Annotated in this window: 16 protein-coding genes; 6 read left to right on the top strand and 10 right to left on the bottom strand. The window is 48.8% G+C overall.

Features of this window, described 5'->3' with window-relative positions; translation table 11 throughout:
• Window positions 1-98 precede the first annotated feature (98 nt).
• From CWI35_RS11635 to CWI35_RS11600, 8 genes are all read right to left on the bottom strand, one after another.
• Window positions 99-1,070: an MTP-1 family protein gene (locus CWI35_RS11635; protein WP_011232734.1), complete on the bottom strand. Its 972-nt coding sequence runs from the start codon at window positions 1,068-1,070 to the stop codon at window positions 99-101.
• Window positions 1,071-1,350: 280 nt separating this feature from the next.
• Window positions 1,351-1,836 carry a macro domain-containing protein gene (locus CWI35_RS11630; RefSeq protein ID WP_023634280.1) on the bottom strand — a complete coding sequence of 162 codons (486 nt, stop codon included), beginning with the start codon at window positions 1,834-1,836 and terminating at the stop codon, window positions 1,351-1,353.
• A gap of 3 nt (window positions 1,837-1,839) precedes the next feature.
• Window positions 1,840-2,217 carry a DUF488 domain-containing protein gene (locus CWI35_RS11625; RefSeq protein ID WP_011232736.1) on the bottom strand — a complete coding sequence of 126 codons (378 nt, stop codon included), beginning with the start codon at window positions 2,215-2,217 and terminating at the stop codon, window positions 1,840-1,842.
• Window positions 2,218-2,238: 21 nt separating this feature from the next.
• Entirely contained in the window at window positions 2,239-2,670 is a 432-nt protein-coding gene (locus CWI35_RS11620) for a hypothetical protein (RefSeq protein ID WP_011232737.1), read from the bottom strand.
• Window positions 2,671-2,672: 2 nt separating this feature from the next.
• Window positions 2,673-3,986, bottom strand: coding sequence for an AAA family ATPase (locus CWI35_RS11615; RefSeq protein WP_011232738.1), 1,314 nt, complete (start codon window positions 3,984-3,986; stop codon window positions 2,673-2,675).
• A 42-nt stretch (window positions 3,987-4,028) separates the two neighbouring features.
• The gene (gene galU, locus CWI35_RS11610; protein WP_011232739.1) at window positions 4,029-4,916 is read right to left on the bottom strand and encodes a UTP--glucose-1-phosphate uridylyltransferase GalU; all 888 of its coding nucleotides are present in this window, start codon (window positions 4,914-4,916) and stop codon (window positions 4,029-4,031) included.
• Window positions 4,917-5,197: 281 nt separating this feature from the next.
• Complete coding sequence (locus tag CWI35_RS11605) at window positions 5,198-6,256, bottom strand: BtaManbiosPhlase (protein ID WP_011232740.1); 1,059 nt, start codon at window positions 6,254-6,256, stop codon at window positions 5,198-5,200.
• Window positions 6,257-6,258: 2 nt separating this feature from the next.
• On the bottom strand, window positions 6,259-7,206 hold the full coding sequence (locus CWI35_RS11600; RefSeq protein WP_100659830.1) for an MTP-1 family protein: 948 nt from the start codon (window positions 7,204-7,206) through the stop codon (window positions 6,259-6,261).
• A 429-nt stretch (window positions 7,207-7,635) separates the two neighbouring features.
• Here CWI35_RS11600 and CWI35_RS11595 point away from each other — a divergent pair, with 429 nt between their 5' ends.
• The 6 genes from CWI35_RS11595 to CWI35_RS11570 all read left to right on the top strand — a co-directional run bounded on the left by CWI35_RS11595 (window position 7,636) and on the right by CWI35_RS11570 (window position 14,240).
• The gene (locus CWI35_RS11595) at window positions 7,636-9,000 is read left to right on the top strand and encodes an ISLre2 family transposase (RefSeq protein ID WP_119877350.1); all 1,365 of its coding nucleotides are present in this window, start codon (window positions 7,636-7,638) and stop codon (window positions 8,998-9,000) included.
• Window positions 9,001-9,273: 273 nt separating this feature from the next.
• Window positions 9,274-10,557, top strand: coding sequence for an ABC transporter substrate-binding protein (locus CWI35_RS11590; RefSeq protein ID WP_060788615.1), 1,284 nt, complete (start codon window positions 9,274-9,276; stop codon window positions 10,555-10,557).
• Between the two features lie 112 nt (window positions 10,558-10,669).
• Window positions 10,670-11,581, top strand: coding sequence for a carbohydrate ABC transporter permease (locus CWI35_RS11585; protein WP_232722120.1), 912 nt, complete (start codon window positions 10,670-10,672; stop codon window positions 11,579-11,581).
• Window positions 11,544-12,437 carry a carbohydrate ABC transporter permease gene (locus CWI35_RS11580; protein WP_083509306.1) on the top strand — a complete coding sequence of 298 codons (894 nt, stop codon included), beginning with the start codon at window positions 11,544-11,546 and terminating at the stop codon, window positions 12,435-12,437. Before CWI35_RS11585 ends, CWI35_RS11580 begins: the two co-directional genes overlap by 38 nt.
• Window positions 12,438-12,495: 58 nt before the next feature.
• On the top strand, window positions 12,496-13,176 hold the full coding sequence (locus CWI35_RS11575; RefSeq protein WP_060788617.1) for a DUF624 domain-containing protein: 681 nt from the start codon (window positions 12,496-12,498) through the stop codon (window positions 13,174-13,176).
• Between the two features lie 50 nt (window positions 13,177-13,226).
• Entirely contained in the window at window positions 13,227-14,240 is a 1,014-nt protein-coding gene (locus tag CWI35_RS11570; RefSeq protein WP_011232745.1) for a substrate-binding domain-containing protein, read from the top strand.
• A gap of 39 nt (window positions 14,241-14,279) precedes the next feature.
• On the opposite strand, the gene CWI35_RS11565 is transcribed toward CWI35_RS11570, so the two are convergent.
• Together CWI35_RS11565 and CWI35_RS11560 are read right to left on the bottom strand one after the other, a co-directional pair.
• The gene (locus CWI35_RS11565; protein WP_020279240.1) at window positions 14,280-15,173 is read right to left on the bottom strand and encodes an Rpn family recombination-promoting nuclease/putative transposase; all 894 of its coding nucleotides are present in this window, start codon (window positions 15,171-15,173) and stop codon (window positions 14,280-14,282) included.
• Between the two features lie 201 nt (window positions 15,174-15,374).
• Complete coding sequence (locus CWI35_RS11560; RefSeq protein WP_011232747.1) at window positions 15,375-16,307, bottom strand: DMT family transporter; 933 nt, start codon at window positions 16,305-16,307, stop codon at window positions 15,375-15,377.
• Window positions 16,308-16,312 lie beyond the last annotated feature (5 nt).

The raw sequence follows: 16,312 nt of genomic DNA, 5'->3' as shown, positions 1-16,312 counted from the left end.
GAAGTCCTTCGCACAAGGCAAGAAACCGGCCAAATGCAAAAAAGGACCGGCCGCCAACCTTCCTCATCAAGAGAAGGTCTGTCGCACCGATCCTTTCGCTAAACGGAAGCATACATCCGATCGAGCTCTTGCGCTTCGTATTTCGCAAACGGGTCGATGAGCGAAATTTTTTGCGCTTCCGCATCGCCGACGCCGGCGTACAGCTCGGCGGTGCCGTCGCCTTTGCGGATGAGCCCGCCGCTGAAGACAACGTTCGCCAAATCCGGCCGTTTCGCCGGCCCGTCTAAAAAGTGGGAGCGAAGCGCAAGCAATTCCAGCTCCGAACGCTCCATCGTCTCGGGGTTCAACACGAACACCATCGGGTAGTAATGGCGGTTGCCTTGCTCGTCAAAGCAAGCGATATGGCCGAGCGCCCCAACAAGCCCGTTTGCAAGCAAATGCGCCTCGTTCACGCCGCCCCATTCTTCATCCGTAAATTGGGCATCAAGAATCGGCGCTGCCTCGATCACGTCCGGCGTCAACTCATCGAGCGAGAAAATGCGGGTGAAACCGATTTTCCCGCGGCCGCCTTTTTCCCCTTGCGGTCGGGTAAACACGCCGATCGAGCCATCTTTCAACTCGACGAGGCGAATGTCTTTCATCCCATCCGGCCCTTCGGCGAACTTTTCTAAGCGGCGAATGTTCGGTCCACGGTAAAAGACCGTCCGCCAGCTATGCTCGCCAACAAACACCGGATGCGGAAACGTCTCCACGCCGCCAAACACAAGCTGACCGTGAATGCGCGACACGAACGGGTCTTGCAAGGCGAACACCGGCGCCCCTTCACGAGGGACCCAAACGCCGTCACGCTCGACGAAAAAGTACACTTCCGACTGCTCGCTGTCGCGCGCCTCGACGCGCCCAGCGATCACCCATTCTCCTTCATCCACAAACGGTGCGGAAATATTATAAACGTCTCGGTCCCCAACACCCGCAAAGCGGAGTTTTTCCGGCTCAAACGGCTGTGGGGCCAGGCGGAATTCATCGACTAATACTTGACATGTCTTCAATGTTGGCGATTGGAATAACATGATCATCCCTCCAGGCGTTGCCAAAAACGCCGTATGCATCGCTTTTGGCCATTTTCCCTGAACAGGTTCGAACAGGAAACGCTCTCCAACTTCCTTTCATGCCAGTCCAATCAATCGGACATGGATGGCTGCGCCACCTCCTAGGCTAGGCAAGGAAGTCAATGAAACTGGTTTGTGTGTTATATTATAATATGATATGAAGGATTGTGAAACACGTTATTCTTTGCCAAAAAAAGAAGGGCCAAGCGTCTGTCAAGGCCCTTTTTTTCTTAATTTTTATTTAATATGAATCAACCATTTGGATAAATGACTCGTCGATATCAACGACCACAAATTCCACATCCTCAACCGGCGCGAGCACCTCGCGAAATAACCTAGCCACTCTCGCTTTGTCAAGCCGGCCGACTCCGGTTCCCAAGGCCGGCAGCGCCACCTTCTTGATCCCGTGCTCCCGACAGTGCGCGACAAGCCGCTCAAGACACGACCGGACGATCTCATACGACGTTGCTCCAGCCGGCTGCTTCATCGTCACAAGATGAATCACACCCCGAAACGGCAACGAGCCTGCCCCTGTCACGTACAAATCGCCTGGCTGTGGATCTTGCGCTTGACAGACGCGGATCGCTTCCTCTTCAATCACGCGCCCGCCTGCCCGACGGATCGCCGCTGCCACCCCGCCGCCCATCGGTCCGATGCCGTTGGCGGCATTGCAAATGTACTCGACCCCTTCAACCTTCGTCAAATCGCCGACCATCGCAGAAATCACCGTTCATCCCTCCTGGCTTCGCCTCTCGGCTATTTTGCGCAAAAAATCACAAAGGACAACGGCATGGTTATGTCGTTCATTTTTTGCTGCATACAACAGCGTCACCACTCCGGAAAGCAACAACAGCTCATCCACAAGCTCCTGCTTCGTTTCCTCTGTTTCCAACTCCCGCTCATATGCCCGCGCAAACTCGGCAAACCGCTCTGGCCGATGGCCAAACCATTGCCGCAGCGCTGGACTCGGGGCAATCTCTTTCATCCAGCGGTCGATGCGCGACTCGGCCTTTGACACCCCGCGCGGCCAAAGGCGGTCGACGAGAATGCGGATGCCGTCATCCTGTCCGATTGGGGTATGACTCCGTTTTAGCCTGTAATAACCCATACCGGTCGCCTCTTTCCTGCCCTATACGTTTACCTCGTCCCACTTGGCTTTTACCACTAATGTCCCACCCGTTCTCCTCAACATTTTTTCCAGCTTCATCAAATAAGTCGATTTCAAAGCAGGCGTTCTCACACGGGTAGTCACGATTCTCCCTTCGAATCGATATCCAGGCAGCCATTTCCCTAACTGTTCGATTGTTCGGGCGATCTGGTGTACAGCTTGCTTAAGGTCAGACCCTTTTAGTTCGATGAAAAATGCCCGATCTCCTTCGATCACTAAAAATAAAAAGTCGCATTTTACCCCCTCTTTAATCAAACAACCGTCTACACGGTACAGGGCCACCCTCTTTTCCCTCTCATTGACAAAACGAACCCCTCTCCCGTTTTCCTCAACAACTGCTAGTTTTCGACGGTCGCAATAGTGTAAACAACTTTCCCAACCTACAACCGCCATGTTTACTCCCCCGCTTCCTCTGCCTCCATGAGTTCATCAAGTACGCGGTTGATCGCAGATGATGCTTCATCGATCGCTTCGGCCTGTATGAACTGTAATTCATTATCAATAATGCTTCGATAATGGAATTTCCCTCCTTCACTCTCTAGCATGTAGGCCTTTAACCGCTCTGGAGAAAGGCGCAGCTTTCGGTCCACAATTGGATGCACACGTTGATCCAGTTTGTTTCCGATTTTGGCAGCGTACAAATAAATATTAAAAGCAGACAAAATGTACGGGCTATGAGTCGTAATCACGAGCGTACTATTCGTCACATTCAGCAACAACGCAAATAAGGCAACCATTTCTTTTTGTGCGTTCGGATATAAGTGTGCCTCGGGTTCTTCAATCACCATAAACACTCGCTGCCGTTCCAGAATGATTGTAAATATCAGCAGCAAAATCCAAACGACTTCCTGTTGTCCAGAAGATGAAAATTTCAGTTTTGTATACTCTCTTTCATTAAAAAAAATCCTTTCCCCATAATCAGAGAACATGTATTTCCCTTTCATCACGCCTTCGATCATCTTGATGGCCAGTCGGATTGCCTCAAAGTCAATTTTTTCTGTCGAGAATTTTTTTCGATCTTCGATGATTTCCTCAAACGAATGCGAAAACATCTTCTTTAGTAGATTAATTCGCTCGATAAACTGTTCTGTCAACACATCGAGTTGCTGCGGGTTAATATCCTGAAGCTGATCCGACAATGTGGCAACTAAACTCCTCCCTGCAGGGATAAAAATGGGTGTTTTGGAATCGCCGAATACCTCAGTGATCGCTGCTTTGACCTTTTCTAACACATTTTGTTGACGCACTTTCCACGAGGAGACATTCCAAAAATCATCCAACTGTTGTTCTTCATATTGCATTTCCTTTTTCATCTGCACAACATGTTTAAAATTTTCCTGAATCTCCCGTTTTAGCGGATCGCTGAAATGGATTTGTACATAACCGTCCTTTAAATCAAGACGGACAAACTTTTCAACATCATACTCATAACGAATATGAAACGGTTTCATATGTTTGGTTGTGCCAAAGTACCCAACAAATTTTCTCCGAAGACGTTTATTGAACTCAAAAAATGGGTTGTTTTCTTCCGTTTGACGTACTGAAAGCAAATAGTTTACCCATTCATCAGGAATCGATTGAAAGAAAAAAATCAATTTGCTGATCGTACTTTTTCCGCTCGCTTGGGGGCCAATCAAAACGGTAACATCCGTGATCTCCTCATCAAACAGCTTCACAGGACCAAAATGTTCAATCCGTATGCGCGCCACATCCTACCCTCCTTTTTTGTCTTCATCTTCTGAAAAATTTGATTAGTTGTTCTTCGATCCCTTCGCCTCTGCCACCACCCGCTCCAAAAACGAAAGCAAGTCATCCCGCAGCTCCTCGTTTTGCAAGGCAAACTCAATCGTCGTTTCGATAAAGCCGAGCTTTTCGCCGACATCGTACCGCTTTCCTTCAAATTCATAGGCAAACACGCGCTGAATTTCATTCAACCGCCCGATCGCATCGGTGAGCTGAATCTCCCCGCCTGCGCCGGCTTCCTGTTTCTCTAAAAACAAGAAAATTTCCGGCGTCAACACGTAGCGGCCGACGATCGCCAAGTTCGACGGCGCTGTGCCCGGAGCTGGTTTTTCCACGAAGCGGCGCACTTGGTAGCGCCGGCCTTGCTGCTCGAGCGGGTCGATGATCCCGTAGCGATGCGTTTCTTCCTCCGGCACGCGCTTGACACCAATCACCGAGCTGAACGTTTGTTCATACTGCTCAATGAGCTGTTTTAAACAAGGCTTTTCCGCCTGGACGATATCATCGCCCAACAACACCGCAAACGGCTCGTCTCCAATGAAATTGCGCGCGCACCAAACCGCATGCCCGAGCCCTTTCGGCTCTTTTTGGCGAATGTAGTGGATGTCCACCTTCGACGGCTCTTTCACTTTCTCAAGCAGATCCAGCTTCCCTTTTTGCTTGAGCATCTGTTCCAGCTCAAACGCGTAGTCAAAATGATCCTCAATCGCCCGCTTCCCTTTCCCGGTGACGATAATAATGTCCTCAATGCCTGAGGCGATGGCTTCTTCGACAATATATTGAATCGTCGGCTTATCAACGATCGGAAGCATCTCCTTCGGCATTGCCTTCGTCGCCGGCAGAAACCGCGTCCCAAGCCCGGCCGCCGGAATGATCGCTTTGCGTACTTTTTTCATCTCCGATGGTTCCTCCTCTATCCGATGATCATCTGTTGTTTCGAGTCATGGCCAGTGTCTTTCATTGCCCAGCCGCAAACCGCTCTGCCGACCTGACCGATGAATCGGCGTTGTTTTTATTATACCAAATCCTGTTGAACGGAAAAGAAACGAAACGACGCAATGAGCGTTGAACGCTCTCCCACCTGCGCTCACGGTATGTTCGCGGCAAACCAAAAAAGAAACGCCCGGCCATCCAGGCGTTTCCGTTCTTACACCGCAACGTGCGGGCAACTTCGCTTTCATACTTTCACAAGCGAATCCAAAATCTCGTCCAGCTTCAGCTCGACGCACGCCATCGACGTATCGGCGGCGCCGTAATACATTTTCACAACATCGCCGTCAACAAGCGCCCCGCATGAGAACACGACGCGGCCGAAAAAGCCGTTCACCTCATAATCCGCTTCCGGCTCAACAAGCGGCCGCTCCGAGCGGGCGATAACTTTTGCCGGGTCGTTCAAATCGAGCAGCACCGCCCCCATGCAATAGCGGTGGTCATCCGACGCCCCGTGGTACAACTCGAGCCAGCCGTGCTCCGTTTTGATCGGCACCGCCCCGCCGCCGATGCGGGCGCTGTCCCACTTTCCTTCGCGCAGACCGAACAAAAAGCGGTGATTCCCCCAATGAAGCAGATTCTCCGACTCCGCGATCCACACCTCGGGGCGGCCGTTGCTTCGCGGCACTGGGCGATGGAGAGCGTAATATTTGCCGTTGATCTTCTCCGGAAAAATGAGCACATCTTTATTTTCCGGAGCGAAAATCATGCCGTGGTGCGTCACCGTCCGGAAATCCGTTGTGGACACCATCGCCTCGCCGACTCCTTTTGGTGAGACGGCGCTGAAATAAATGTAATACGTGCCGTCAATGTACGTAATGCGCGGATCTTCAATACCAAATGTCTCGAGCTCATTCGATGGATAGACGAACGGGCGGTCGTCGATCGTAAACCGCCGCCCGTCTTGACTCCGGGCGAGGCGCAAATAGGAGAGCGACGTCAAATACAAAAACCGCTCCGCCCCCGCCTCTTTGATCACCCGAGGATCGGAAAAATCATAGCGCGGATCGTCTTTGCGAAATTCGTAAACATCGACCTTCCCCGTCTCTGGGTTCCATACCGGTGCTTTCACGATGTTCGGGTCATCCGACATCGGCCGCTCCGCCACCCGAAGAAGCAGCAACACTTCCCCTTGAAATTTCGCCACCCCAGCGTTAAACGCCCCGATCACTTCAAACCCGTCGTGGTGCGGCGGCACATCGTTCGGTGTAATCAGCGGGTTTTCTTCGTAGCGGTAAAGGTGCATCGTCACCCCTGCCTTTCGTATTTCGTAAATGGATCAACGATTGTTAGTTTTTGCGCTTCTGCGTCACTTGTTCCAGCGTAAAAATCGGCCGTGCCGTCCCCTTTGCGAATCAGTCCGCCGCTAAACACGACATCCGCCAAATCCGGACGCTTCGCCGGGCCATCGAGGAAATGGGCTCTTGTGGCGATCAACTCCATGTCCGACGCTTCCCCCGTATCTGGATTGAACGCAAACACCATCGGATAATAATGACGGTTCCGCTCCTGATCGAAACAAGCGATATGGCCCAAGACGCCGACGAGCCCATTGCCAAGCAAATGCACTTCGTTGGCGCCTCCCCATTCTTCATCGGCAAATTGGCCGTCAATCAATGGGGCATTCTCAATCGCCTCCACCGTCAACTCATCGAGCGCACCGATGCGGGTGAAGCCGATTTTTCCGCGTCCGCCTTTTTCCCCTTGCGGACGGGTGAAGACCCCAACCGACCCATCCCGCAGCTCGACAAGACGAATGTCTTTCATCCCGTCGGGACCGGTGAAAAAATGCGCCAATTCATTGATCGTTTTTCCGCGGTAAAACACCGTCCGCCAATACAGCTTCCCGTGAAGCACGGGATGCGGAAACGTCTCCACGCCGCCAAACACGAGATGCCCGTGCACCCGCGAAACAAACGGATCCTGCAAGGCAAACACCGGCGCCCCTTCCCGCGGCACCCATGTCCCTTCACGCTCGACGAAAAAGTATACTTCTGATTGCTCGCTGTCTCTTGCCTCCACCCGTCCGGCAATGACCCACTCGCCATCGTCTTCAAACGGCGCGGAAATGTTGTACACATCCCGCCCCCCAACGCCGGCAAACACGAGCTTCTCCACCCGAAGCGGCTGAGGAGCACGCTGAAATTCCTCAAGCAGTGTCTGGCATGTTTTCATCGTCGGCGTCCTCAATAGCATCCATATCCCCCTAACTCTCTCATTTATCACACGAATAATCAAGTTACAATATAGTAATTAACAATATGCATTTTCACATTACAAAACGATAAACTATCAAGTCAATATCTTTTCGATATTTTTACTCAATATTACACGCACCATGTTAGGTTCATACCTACAGTATCAAATAAATAACGCAAAACGATGTCTTGTAAGCAAAAATGAAAACGACCCCTCCAAACTATGTAATTTAAGTTGTGTGAGTAAAATATTTGTGGGTGACATTCCGAAATGATCCCCGACGAGGGTTGCGAACTTTTGTTCGCGACGCTCGTCGGGGCCACCAAGCGAAGCGCGGTAGAAAAAGCAAATGTCGTGAAAAAAGGACTCTCTCCCTGCTATGATGGTGATTGTCAACATCAACCGAAAACAGGAGGGAGAGAGTCCATGAAACATCTTACCACAGAATGGCCTTTATTAAAAGAGCTGGAGGAACAATTAGTCAGAACTCTTCAAAAGGTGTTCGCTGTCTTGTTGGCGGCCCTTTTGGAGGAGATTGATCAACAACTGGCGGAAGCGCGGGACAAGCGCCGGTATCAGCTGAAAGACAAACGGCCGACCACGATCCAAACGCTGTTTGGAGAAGTGACGTTTCGACGGAACTACTACTATGATCGGCAGGCGGGGGCGTATACCTTCTTGCTGGATGCCGAACTGGGCTTTGATGGAGCGCAGTCGATCAGCCCTTGCCTCGAGGAAACGGCGGTCGAGTTGGCCGTAGAGTGCTCTTCCTACCGCAAAGCAGCCCGTACGTTGGAGTCGATCGTGGGGTATGCGGTCCTAAGCCACGAGGCGATTCGCCAACTGGTGCTGGAGGCCCCTGTCTCGCTGCACCACCCTGTTTCCCAACGGCACGGCCGAGTGCTATTTGTGGAGGCGGATGGGCTGTTTATTTCCCGCCAGGGGAAAGGGAAACGGGCGAAAGAAGAGAAAATCCTGGCGGTTCACGAGGGATGGAAACGAAACGGTTCGCAGCTCGAGCTCGTGAACCGGCGCCACTACCTCCATGAAGGGGAGGGAGACGTGTGGGAACGGTTTGAAGAGTGGCTGATGAACGAATATGCCTATGACCCGTGCCGGGACCTTTTGATCATCAACGGCGACGCGGCGTCGTGGATCACAGCCTGCCGGGAGTATTTTGGAAAGCGGGCCTGCTTTCAGCTGGATCGATTTCATGTGGCGCGGGAGCTGCGTCAGTGTCTGTCCGGCCATCCGCGTTGGCGGGAGGTGCGGAAGAAGCTGGCGAAACAAGACGAAGAAGGACTTTTGGTCGAGCTGAACAGCGCGGTCGGCACGTTGGAGGACGAAGCGAAAGAGAAGCAGATGGCTGCCATGATCCGCCGGATCGAGTCGATGCCGGGATGCATCCGGGACTATCGGGAGTGGCTGTCGGAGCAAGGGGTGGAGACGACCGGCATGCGTCCGATGGGCCACGCCGAGAGCGTGATGAGCCGGTTTGCGCATCGGGTGAAATCCCGCCGCAGCTGGAAAGACCAAGGGCTTCGGGCGTTTCTGAGGGCGATGGCAGCCCGAATCGACGGGATCGGGTGGAGAAAGGGACGGTGGGAGGAGCAAGAGCCCCAGTCGGCCGTCTCGGCCTCAACAAAGTCCAAGCGGATCGAACAGGCCAAACGGAAGGCCGGACGGTTATGGGCAGATGTGGTGCGTCAGAATCTACCGTGTCTGCAGCGGTCATCCGGGACGCCGATCCATCAAGCGTTGTCGGCGCTCCGGGATGGTGGTTGGGTGTAAAAAAATGGAATACAATATCATCACCTCAAGATGAGGGATGAGAGTCCGAAAGCGCTTACGATATTAATTCCTGAAAATGGTTCGCTAACTAGTGATTGACAACGCCCGTAGTGAACCGAAAAAATGTTCTCCACAAAGTCTTGACTGACTCATTTAAGTTTTGTTAATTGACAAAATCGAAAAATAATGTAATAATCAGGTTAAAAAATACTTTATTTTTTAACTGCTATTGTTAGCGCTACCAAAACAGTTAACAAAAAGGGGGAGAACAATGTGAAAAGAAACTTTTGGCGAAAAGTCATATCTGGAGTCGCCGTTGCTTTCATGTTAACTGGAATGATTGGATGCTCTGACAGTTCAAACACAGCGAAAGAGGGCTCCTCTTCGTCTAGCAACAAAAAAGTAGAATTAAAGGTTGGAACCTGGGCAGGTGCTCAGGAATTAAAAGAATTCCAAGCAATCGTCGACAAATTAAATCAACAAGCAAAGGACTATCATCTAACAATCCAAAGCATTCCAGCTGATTATTACAAGAAAATTCAAACGATGGCTGCTGCTAAGCAAGCCCCTGATTTATTTTGGCTATCCCAGGAGTACATACCTATGTACGCGAAGTTAGGAGTAATCTCACCAATTGATGAATATGTAAAGGATCACCCAGAAGTAAACCTTGATGATTACTTTGAAGGGCCATTGAAAATTGGGGAAGTAGATGGAAAATTGTATGGCCTTCCTTGGATTAACCAACCAGTAATGCTCTATTATAACCAAACACTCTTTGAAAAGTATGGAGTGGAACTTCCGAAACCGAACTGGACATGGGAGGATTTTAGAAAAGCAGCCATCAAGCTGACAAAGGATACAAATAACGATGGGAAAGTTGACCAGTTTGGAACTGTTGTTGATGGATGGCCGCCAATCGCACTCTGGATTTGGACATATGGTGGAGAAATTGTCGACAAAGATGGGAAAGTGCGCATCGATGAGCCTGAAGCAATCGAAGGCATTAAAATGTTTGACCAACTAATCAACAAAGATAAAGTAACCCCGTCTAAAACACAGGCCCAAAATACCGGTGGACCTGAAATGTTCAAAACTGGAAAAGTAGCTATGTTCTTCGGTGGGGCTGGTGACGATTTGGAAAAACAAATCGGGGACGCATTCAAAGTCGGTATGACAAAAGTACCTCATGCAACGAAAGAAGCGACATTCAGTTGGATCGCTGCCACCGTTATGTCAAGTACAACGAAAAACAAAGAAGTAGCAGCAGAAGCGCTGATCGATCTAACGAACGCGATTCACGAGTGGAAAATACTTCCCCCAACAAAATCAGATTTAACAAATGTAGCGAAAATTCGCCCTGACAAAGCATATGCTATTGATGTAATCAAAGAAAGCTCGACCATTTCGCGTGGCTTCAATAACCAAGATAAACAAAATGAATTGGATACAGCGATTTGGCAACAGTTGTATGAACCAATCCTTTTAGGCAAAAAATCGCCTGAACAGGCTGCAAAAGATGCTGGGAATGCTCTTCGCAAAATTTTAGGTCAATGAAAATTAAAGAAGAGGCTGTCTACCTCGCGACTTCAAGACGGCCTCTTCATTTCTGTATTTTTTGATGATTCATTGAATGGTTTTTATCCTAAACAATATGAAGGTGGGACTCGTGAAAAAGAACATTAAGAAATATGAAGGGTATATATTTATCCTACCATGGATCTTAGGATTTTTTATTTTTACTATTTTCCCCATTGGATTCGCCTTCTATATCGGTTTTACTGATTGGAATTCGTTTACTGAACCTAAATTTATTGGTCTAGATAACTATATTTCCCTTTTCAAAGACCCAAATTTCTTAAATTCTTTAAAAGTTACCGTTATCTATGCTGCATTCGCTATCCCTTTAGGTATCGTATCTTCTCTCTTAATTGCTGTAATTGTTAATGTAAAAGTGAAAGGAATCTACCTTTTTCGTACTGCCCTTTATCTCCCAGCTGTCGTTTCGGGCGTATCGATTGCCCTACTGTGGAGATGGATTTTAGACCCCGACTACGGTTTGATCAATTTTCTTCTTTCTTATATAGGGATTTCAGGGCCTAATTGGCTCGGTGACCCGGCTTGGGTATTGCCTTCGTACGTGATGATGGCCATTTGGGGAGCGGGGGGTGGAATGTTGACTTACCTTGCCGGCTTACAAGATATTCCTCGAAGTTTATACGAATCGGCTGAAATTGACGGAGCCGGTTGGTGGACTAAATTTCGTCACATTACCCTTCCGATGCTTAGCCCCGTGATTTTTTATAATCTTGTCATGGGCATCATCGGAGCATTTCGTAAATTCAATGATGCCTACATCATTGGAGGCGCAGGTAATCAAGCACAATTTTACATGGTTTATCTATATGAGAACGCCTTTAATTTTTACAAAATGGGATATGCCACAGCGATGGCTTGGATTTTATTTATCATTATTTTATTGTTGACTTTACTCGTGTTCAAAACCTCTCCCCTCTGGGTCTTCTATTCAGGGGAATTAGAGAATGGCAAAAAGAAAAAAACAAAAAATAAAAGTAGGTGAGTTAACCATGCCATCATTGACGATCACTCAACGGAAACGCATCCAAACCATTTTTGTCTATCTGTTCTTGATCGTCTCTTCAACAGCTACAGTGTTGCCTTTACTATGGATGATTTCAACATCATTAAAATCTGGAAGTGTTATTTTCCAAATCCCTCCTCAGTGGTTTCCTGATTCTCTTCATTGGGAAAATTATCAACGCGCCATTACGGATATTCCATTTTTCTTATACTTAAAGAACACTGTCATTATTACATTTTTTCGTATGATTGCTGAGGTGTTTGTTTCTGCTTTAGTAGCTTATGGATTTGCCCGTTTTGACTTCCCCGGAAAAAATATTTGGTTTATGATTTTATTATCAACGATTATGTTGCCGGGAGAAATCACAATGATTCCTGTATTCATCATGTTCAGCAAATTAGGATGGATCAACACCTTCAAACCGCTGATTGTTCCTGCCTTCTTCGGGGGACAAGCTGTATTCGTATTTTTGTTGCGCCAGTTTTTTCTCACCATTCCGCGCGAGTTAGAAGAAGCGGCACTTATGGATGGCGCGTCACGATGGCAAATATTTTATAAGATTTTCTTACCTTTATCAAAACCTGCCTTAGTAACAATCGCTCTGTTCTCGTTCCAGGGTTCATGGAATGACTTGCTCGGACCCTTAATGTACCTGAACGACTCGAATAAATTTACTCTCCAACTCGGACTTGCCATGTTTAATGGAATGACAAAAGTCGAGTGGGGCCCTCTGATGGCAGCTTCCTTGCTTGTGTTGCTTCCAACATTAGTTTTATTCTTTTCCTTGCAGAAATACTTTGTCGAAGGCATTTCCATTACCGGCATTAAAGGATAAATGGGGGAAGAAAAGCAGAATTCCCCCTGCCTCGACTAATTAGGAGGAATAGAGGGTCATGTCAACAATGGATATGCAAAACAATTTGTTTTATCGGCTGATTTTACATATTTATTGGCTCACTGTCTGTAATTGTTATTTCTTTTTATTTTGCATCCCATTTTTATTATCTTTATTTTGGTTTTGGAATCACCCGAACACTATCACGTTGTTACTCACATTGGTTTCCTTTATTCCGATTCCACCTGCTTTAACAGCCTCGTATCATGTAATGGGAAAAATCATCAGGGAAAAGCAGGTAGAACTCACAAAATCATTTTTTTACGGAGTCAAAACCAACTTTATCCAATGTTCTATGCTGGGGCTCTTCCAAGCAATCCTTACTATCATTTTGGCAGTCGATATCTTATTTATGAAACAACATGCGCTCGGTTTATATGTCATACCATTTTTATATATCTTATTATTGTTAAACGTATGTGTAGGAATATACTTATATCCTTTACTTTCTTATTTTCAAATGAAAAGTTGGGCTGCCATAAAATTAGCCATTTGGTGCTTCACGACAAAGTGGAAAACGACAATCATTTTATCAGCTCTTATTGCATTATTATATTTATTATTGTACCATTTTCCTAAAATACCTTGGTATCTTGTTGTTGGACCTTTTTGCTTTGCTGTTATGTATATCACAAGTCATCTATTTGTGGAAATCGAAGAGCACTTTCAATCCAATTAAACTTTTTATGACAATAATGATAAGCAAATCGAATAGTAGGTGTAGACTACATGAAAAAACGCATCACCATGCAAGACATCGCCGATCGACTGAACATTTCCAAAAACTCGGTCTCTCAAGCGCTGCGCGGCAAAGAAGGGGTCAGCAAAGAAACGAGGGAGCTTGTGAAGCGTGTAGCCAAAGAAATGGGGTATGAATATCCCGCCTCCCGCGCGAAGTCGCGCGGCAAACCGCCGAGGCAAATCGCCCTCATCGCCTCCGACCGCACGTTTTCGCTGAAATTTTTTGGCGAAATCTACTTAAGCATTGAACAGGAAGCGCTGTCACACGGCATGAAGCTGCACATCCAATCGGTGAACAAAGAACAAAAAGAACGGCTTCTTTTGCCTTCGTTCATCGAGGAAAAACAAGTCGACGGCGTGATCGTCCTTTCCCACATCAGCACCGAGTACATCCAACAAATCGTCGCCACCGGCATCCCGACCGTCCTGGTCGACCATCACCATCCGAACATTCCAGCCGATGCGGTGCTGACAAACAATCGGTTCGGGGCGTATGTGGCCGTCCAGCATTTGTTGGAGCTCAACCATACTGACATCGCGTTTGTCGGCGACGTCAACTATTCGCCGAGCTATCAAGAGCGGTATGAAGGGTACTTATTGGCGCTGAAAGACTATGGAGTGAAACCGAACGAGGAGTGGATGTTCTGCCAGGCGCAAGAGGACGAAACGGTCATCGCAGGCTACATCCGCGAGCTGAAGCGGCAGCCGACCGCCTGGTTTTGCGTCAATGACGGGCTTGGCTTTTTCGTCAGCACCGGCCTGCAGCAGTACGGGCTAAAAGTGCCCGATGACGTTTCCGTCTGCAGCTTTGACAACGGACAGCTGTCGCAAATCGCGACGCCGAAAATCACGACCGTCGACATCGACCTGAAGCGCTACGGCAAACGAGCGGTGGAATTGTTGCGATGGCGGTGGGACAACCCGAACGAACCTTTTCAGGAAGTGCTATTGTCTACGAAACTGATCAAACGGGAATCCACAGCAGCAAAACCAACGCGCTAGGGCGGGGCTGGCCTTTTGCCCCGCCTGTTTGATTTCCATTCACTTGAAGCCGCTTTGTTTCATTTCCTCAATCTCCGTCACAGGCAATCCGGTCAGTTCGTGAATCGTCTGCGCATCAAACCCTTTCATCAACATCCGTTTCGCAATGTGCCGTTTTTCTTGTTCCGCTCCCTCTTTGCGCCCTTCCTCCCGTCCTTCCTTTCGGCCTTGAATTTTTCCCTTTTGCTCGTACGAAATGATCAATTCCAGCACGCGTTCTTTTTCTTTCGTCTCCATTTGTTCCACCTCGCTTCGAAGCTGTTGTTCTTCTTCATCGGACAGCTTCACATACGTTTCAAAAAAGCCCATCAACAAACGCTGTCTTGCCTCGTCTAGCTCAAGACGCACCAACATGCGCAAAAATTGCTTTTTCAGTTCCACTCGTTCACTTTCAGTATACCCCATTTTGCTAAGCAGCGCAGCCGCCACCGGGTTGTCGGTGCGGATGAATTGGCGCCAGTTTTGCTTGCGCAACTCCACATGGAAAAAGCGAAAGTCAAGCACATCGCCAAACGGAAAGGAGAGCGTGAACAAAGAGGGTTCATCTCGGATGGCATCATAGCTGAATACAGCAATCGGAATGATCGGAGTGCGGTATTTTTCAAACAAGCGGCTGAAGTAAAGAAACATTCTTTCTGGAAATGACGATTGAACGTACGCTTGGTTTTCTACGTGAACAATGATCAATCCGTCTTTTCCTTTGAACTTCGTCTCGACGAGCAGGTCAACGTGGTACTTCTCCCCAGCCGTTACGTCCGTAAACAGCTCTTCGGACAAAAACGACAAATGGTTGAAATCAATATGCTCGTGCATATCCGGAAAGAAGAGAAGCACAAATTCCTCAAAAAACGTCTGCAACAACTCCTTGAACAACCGGTCGTGATCGATCGCCATACATTCACCTCACACGAATACGTTTCGTATTCTCTTTTTCGACATCATCAAGCAAAATCCTGCCGATGGCACAAAAATGGCTGTCCCTTTTCGAGAAGAGACAGCCAAGACGCCGACCGCAATGTGAAGCCCCCTCCATTCCTGGATATGAATGTTTCGCCACTTGCACGCAAGGCCTAGAAGTGGGGGATTCCAAGGCTACTACATCCCCGCCTTCCTTCCGCCCTCCACCGCCTTCGCCCGGCGGAAGCGGGCGATCACGTCATCCATCCCCCCGCTGCCGAACATCACGCCCGCGACGATGAAGAGAAAACCAGCCAGCTGCATCCATGAAATCGGCTCACCAAGCAACCAGTGCGCCCCAAGCAACGAAAAGAGCGGATTGAGGTTGATGAACACCGCCGACTCAGCGGGACCAAGATGTTGAACAGCCTGGTTATAAAACATATGGCCAAGCGCCGTCGCCACGACAGCCGAAGCAAGGAAAATGAGCCAAAGCGGCAACGTACCCTCTTTCAAACTCGATAGGCCGCTCGGCTCGAGCACGAGGCTTAAGACAAACAGCCAAAGCGACCCGAAGACGAGCATCCACCCTGTCATCACCCGCGCCTCGACCGTCGCCTTTTTGATCATAATGAAGCTGATCCCTTGCGCCAAGACGGCCAAAAAGATGTACACATCCCCGATTGACAAATGGCCGAGGCCGCCATCGCCGTTCGCGACGACAAACACGACGCCAAAAAACCCGAGCGCGATGCCAAGCAAACGAAACAACGTCGGCCGCTGTCCCAAAAACACGATCGCCAACAGCGCCGTCACAAGCGGCACCATCCCTAAAACAAGGCCTGCGTTCACCGCCGTCGTCCTCGCGAGCCCCAAAGCTAAAAAGAAGTGATGGGCCACCACGCTGAACAATGCAGCCAAACCAATCTGTTTCGCCTCATTCCAACTGACTTTTTGAAGCTTGCCGATCCCCCATAAAAACAAAAGCACGACCAACCCGGCCGTTAGAATGCGAAGCGCCGTCAACGCGACGGGCGAAAAATGCTCCACAAGAATTTTCAACGCCGTCACGTTCAAGCCCCAAGCAACCATAATGGCGACCAACAGCGCATAAATAAATGATTTCCGCATCGCTC

Source organism: [Bacillus] caldolyticus, assembly GCF_003595605.1.
GTDB lineage: Bacteria > Bacillota > Bacilli > Bacillales > Anoxybacillaceae > Geobacillus > Geobacillus thermoleovorans.
Note: the sequence above shows the minus strand (reverse complement) of the source record. Positions and strands in the feature narration are given on the sequence as shown.

Excerpts from the sequence above, each read along its gene's own strand:
- CWI35_RS11575 (WP_060788617.1), top strand. The coding sequence starts at position 12,496 with ATGTCAACAATGGATATGCAAAACAATTTGTTTTATCGGCTGATTTTA.
- CWI35_RS11620 (WP_011232737.1), bottom strand. The coding sequence starts at position 2,670 with ATGGCGGTTGTAGGTTGGGAAAGTTGTTTACACTATTGCGACCGTCGA.
- CWI35_RS11580 (WP_083509306.1), top strand. The coding sequence starts at position 11,544 with ATGGCAAAAAGAAAAAAACAAAAAATAAAAGTAGGTGAGTTAACCATG.
- CWI35_RS11570 (WP_011232745.1), top strand. The coding sequence starts at position 13,227 with ATGAAAAAACGCATCACCATGCAAGACATCGCCGATCGACTGAACATT.
- CWI35_RS11605 (WP_011232740.1), bottom strand. The coding sequence starts at position 6,256 with ATGCACCTTTACCGCTACGAAGAAAACCCGCTGATTACACCGAACGAT.
- CWI35_RS11565 (WP_020279240.1), bottom strand. The coding sequence starts at position 15,173 with ATGGCGATCGATCACGACCGGTTGTTCAAGGAGTTGTTGCAGACGTTT.
- CWI35_RS11625 (WP_011232736.1), bottom strand. The coding sequence starts at position 2,217 with ATGGGTTATTACAGGCTAAAACGGAGTCATACCCCAATCGGACAGGAT.
- CWI35_RS11560 (WP_011232747.1), bottom strand. The coding sequence starts at position 16,307 with ATGCGGAAATCATTTATTTATGCGCTGTTGGTCGCCATTATGGTTGCT.
- galU (WP_011232739.1), bottom strand. The coding sequence starts at position 4,916 with ATGAAAAAAGTACGCAAAGCGATCATTCCGGCGGCCGGGCTTGGGACG.
- CWI35_RS11595 (WP_119877350.1), top strand. The coding sequence starts at position 7,636 with ATGAAACATCTTACCACAGAATGGCCTTTATTAAAAGAGCTGGAGGAA.
- CWI35_RS11635 (WP_011232734.1), bottom strand. The coding sequence starts at position 1,070 with ATGTTATTCCAATCGCCAACATTGAAGACATGTCAAGTATTAGTCGAT.
- CWI35_RS11600 (WP_100659830.1), bottom strand. The coding sequence starts at position 7,206 with ATGCTATTGAGGACGCCGACGATGAAAACATGCCAGACACTGCTTGAG.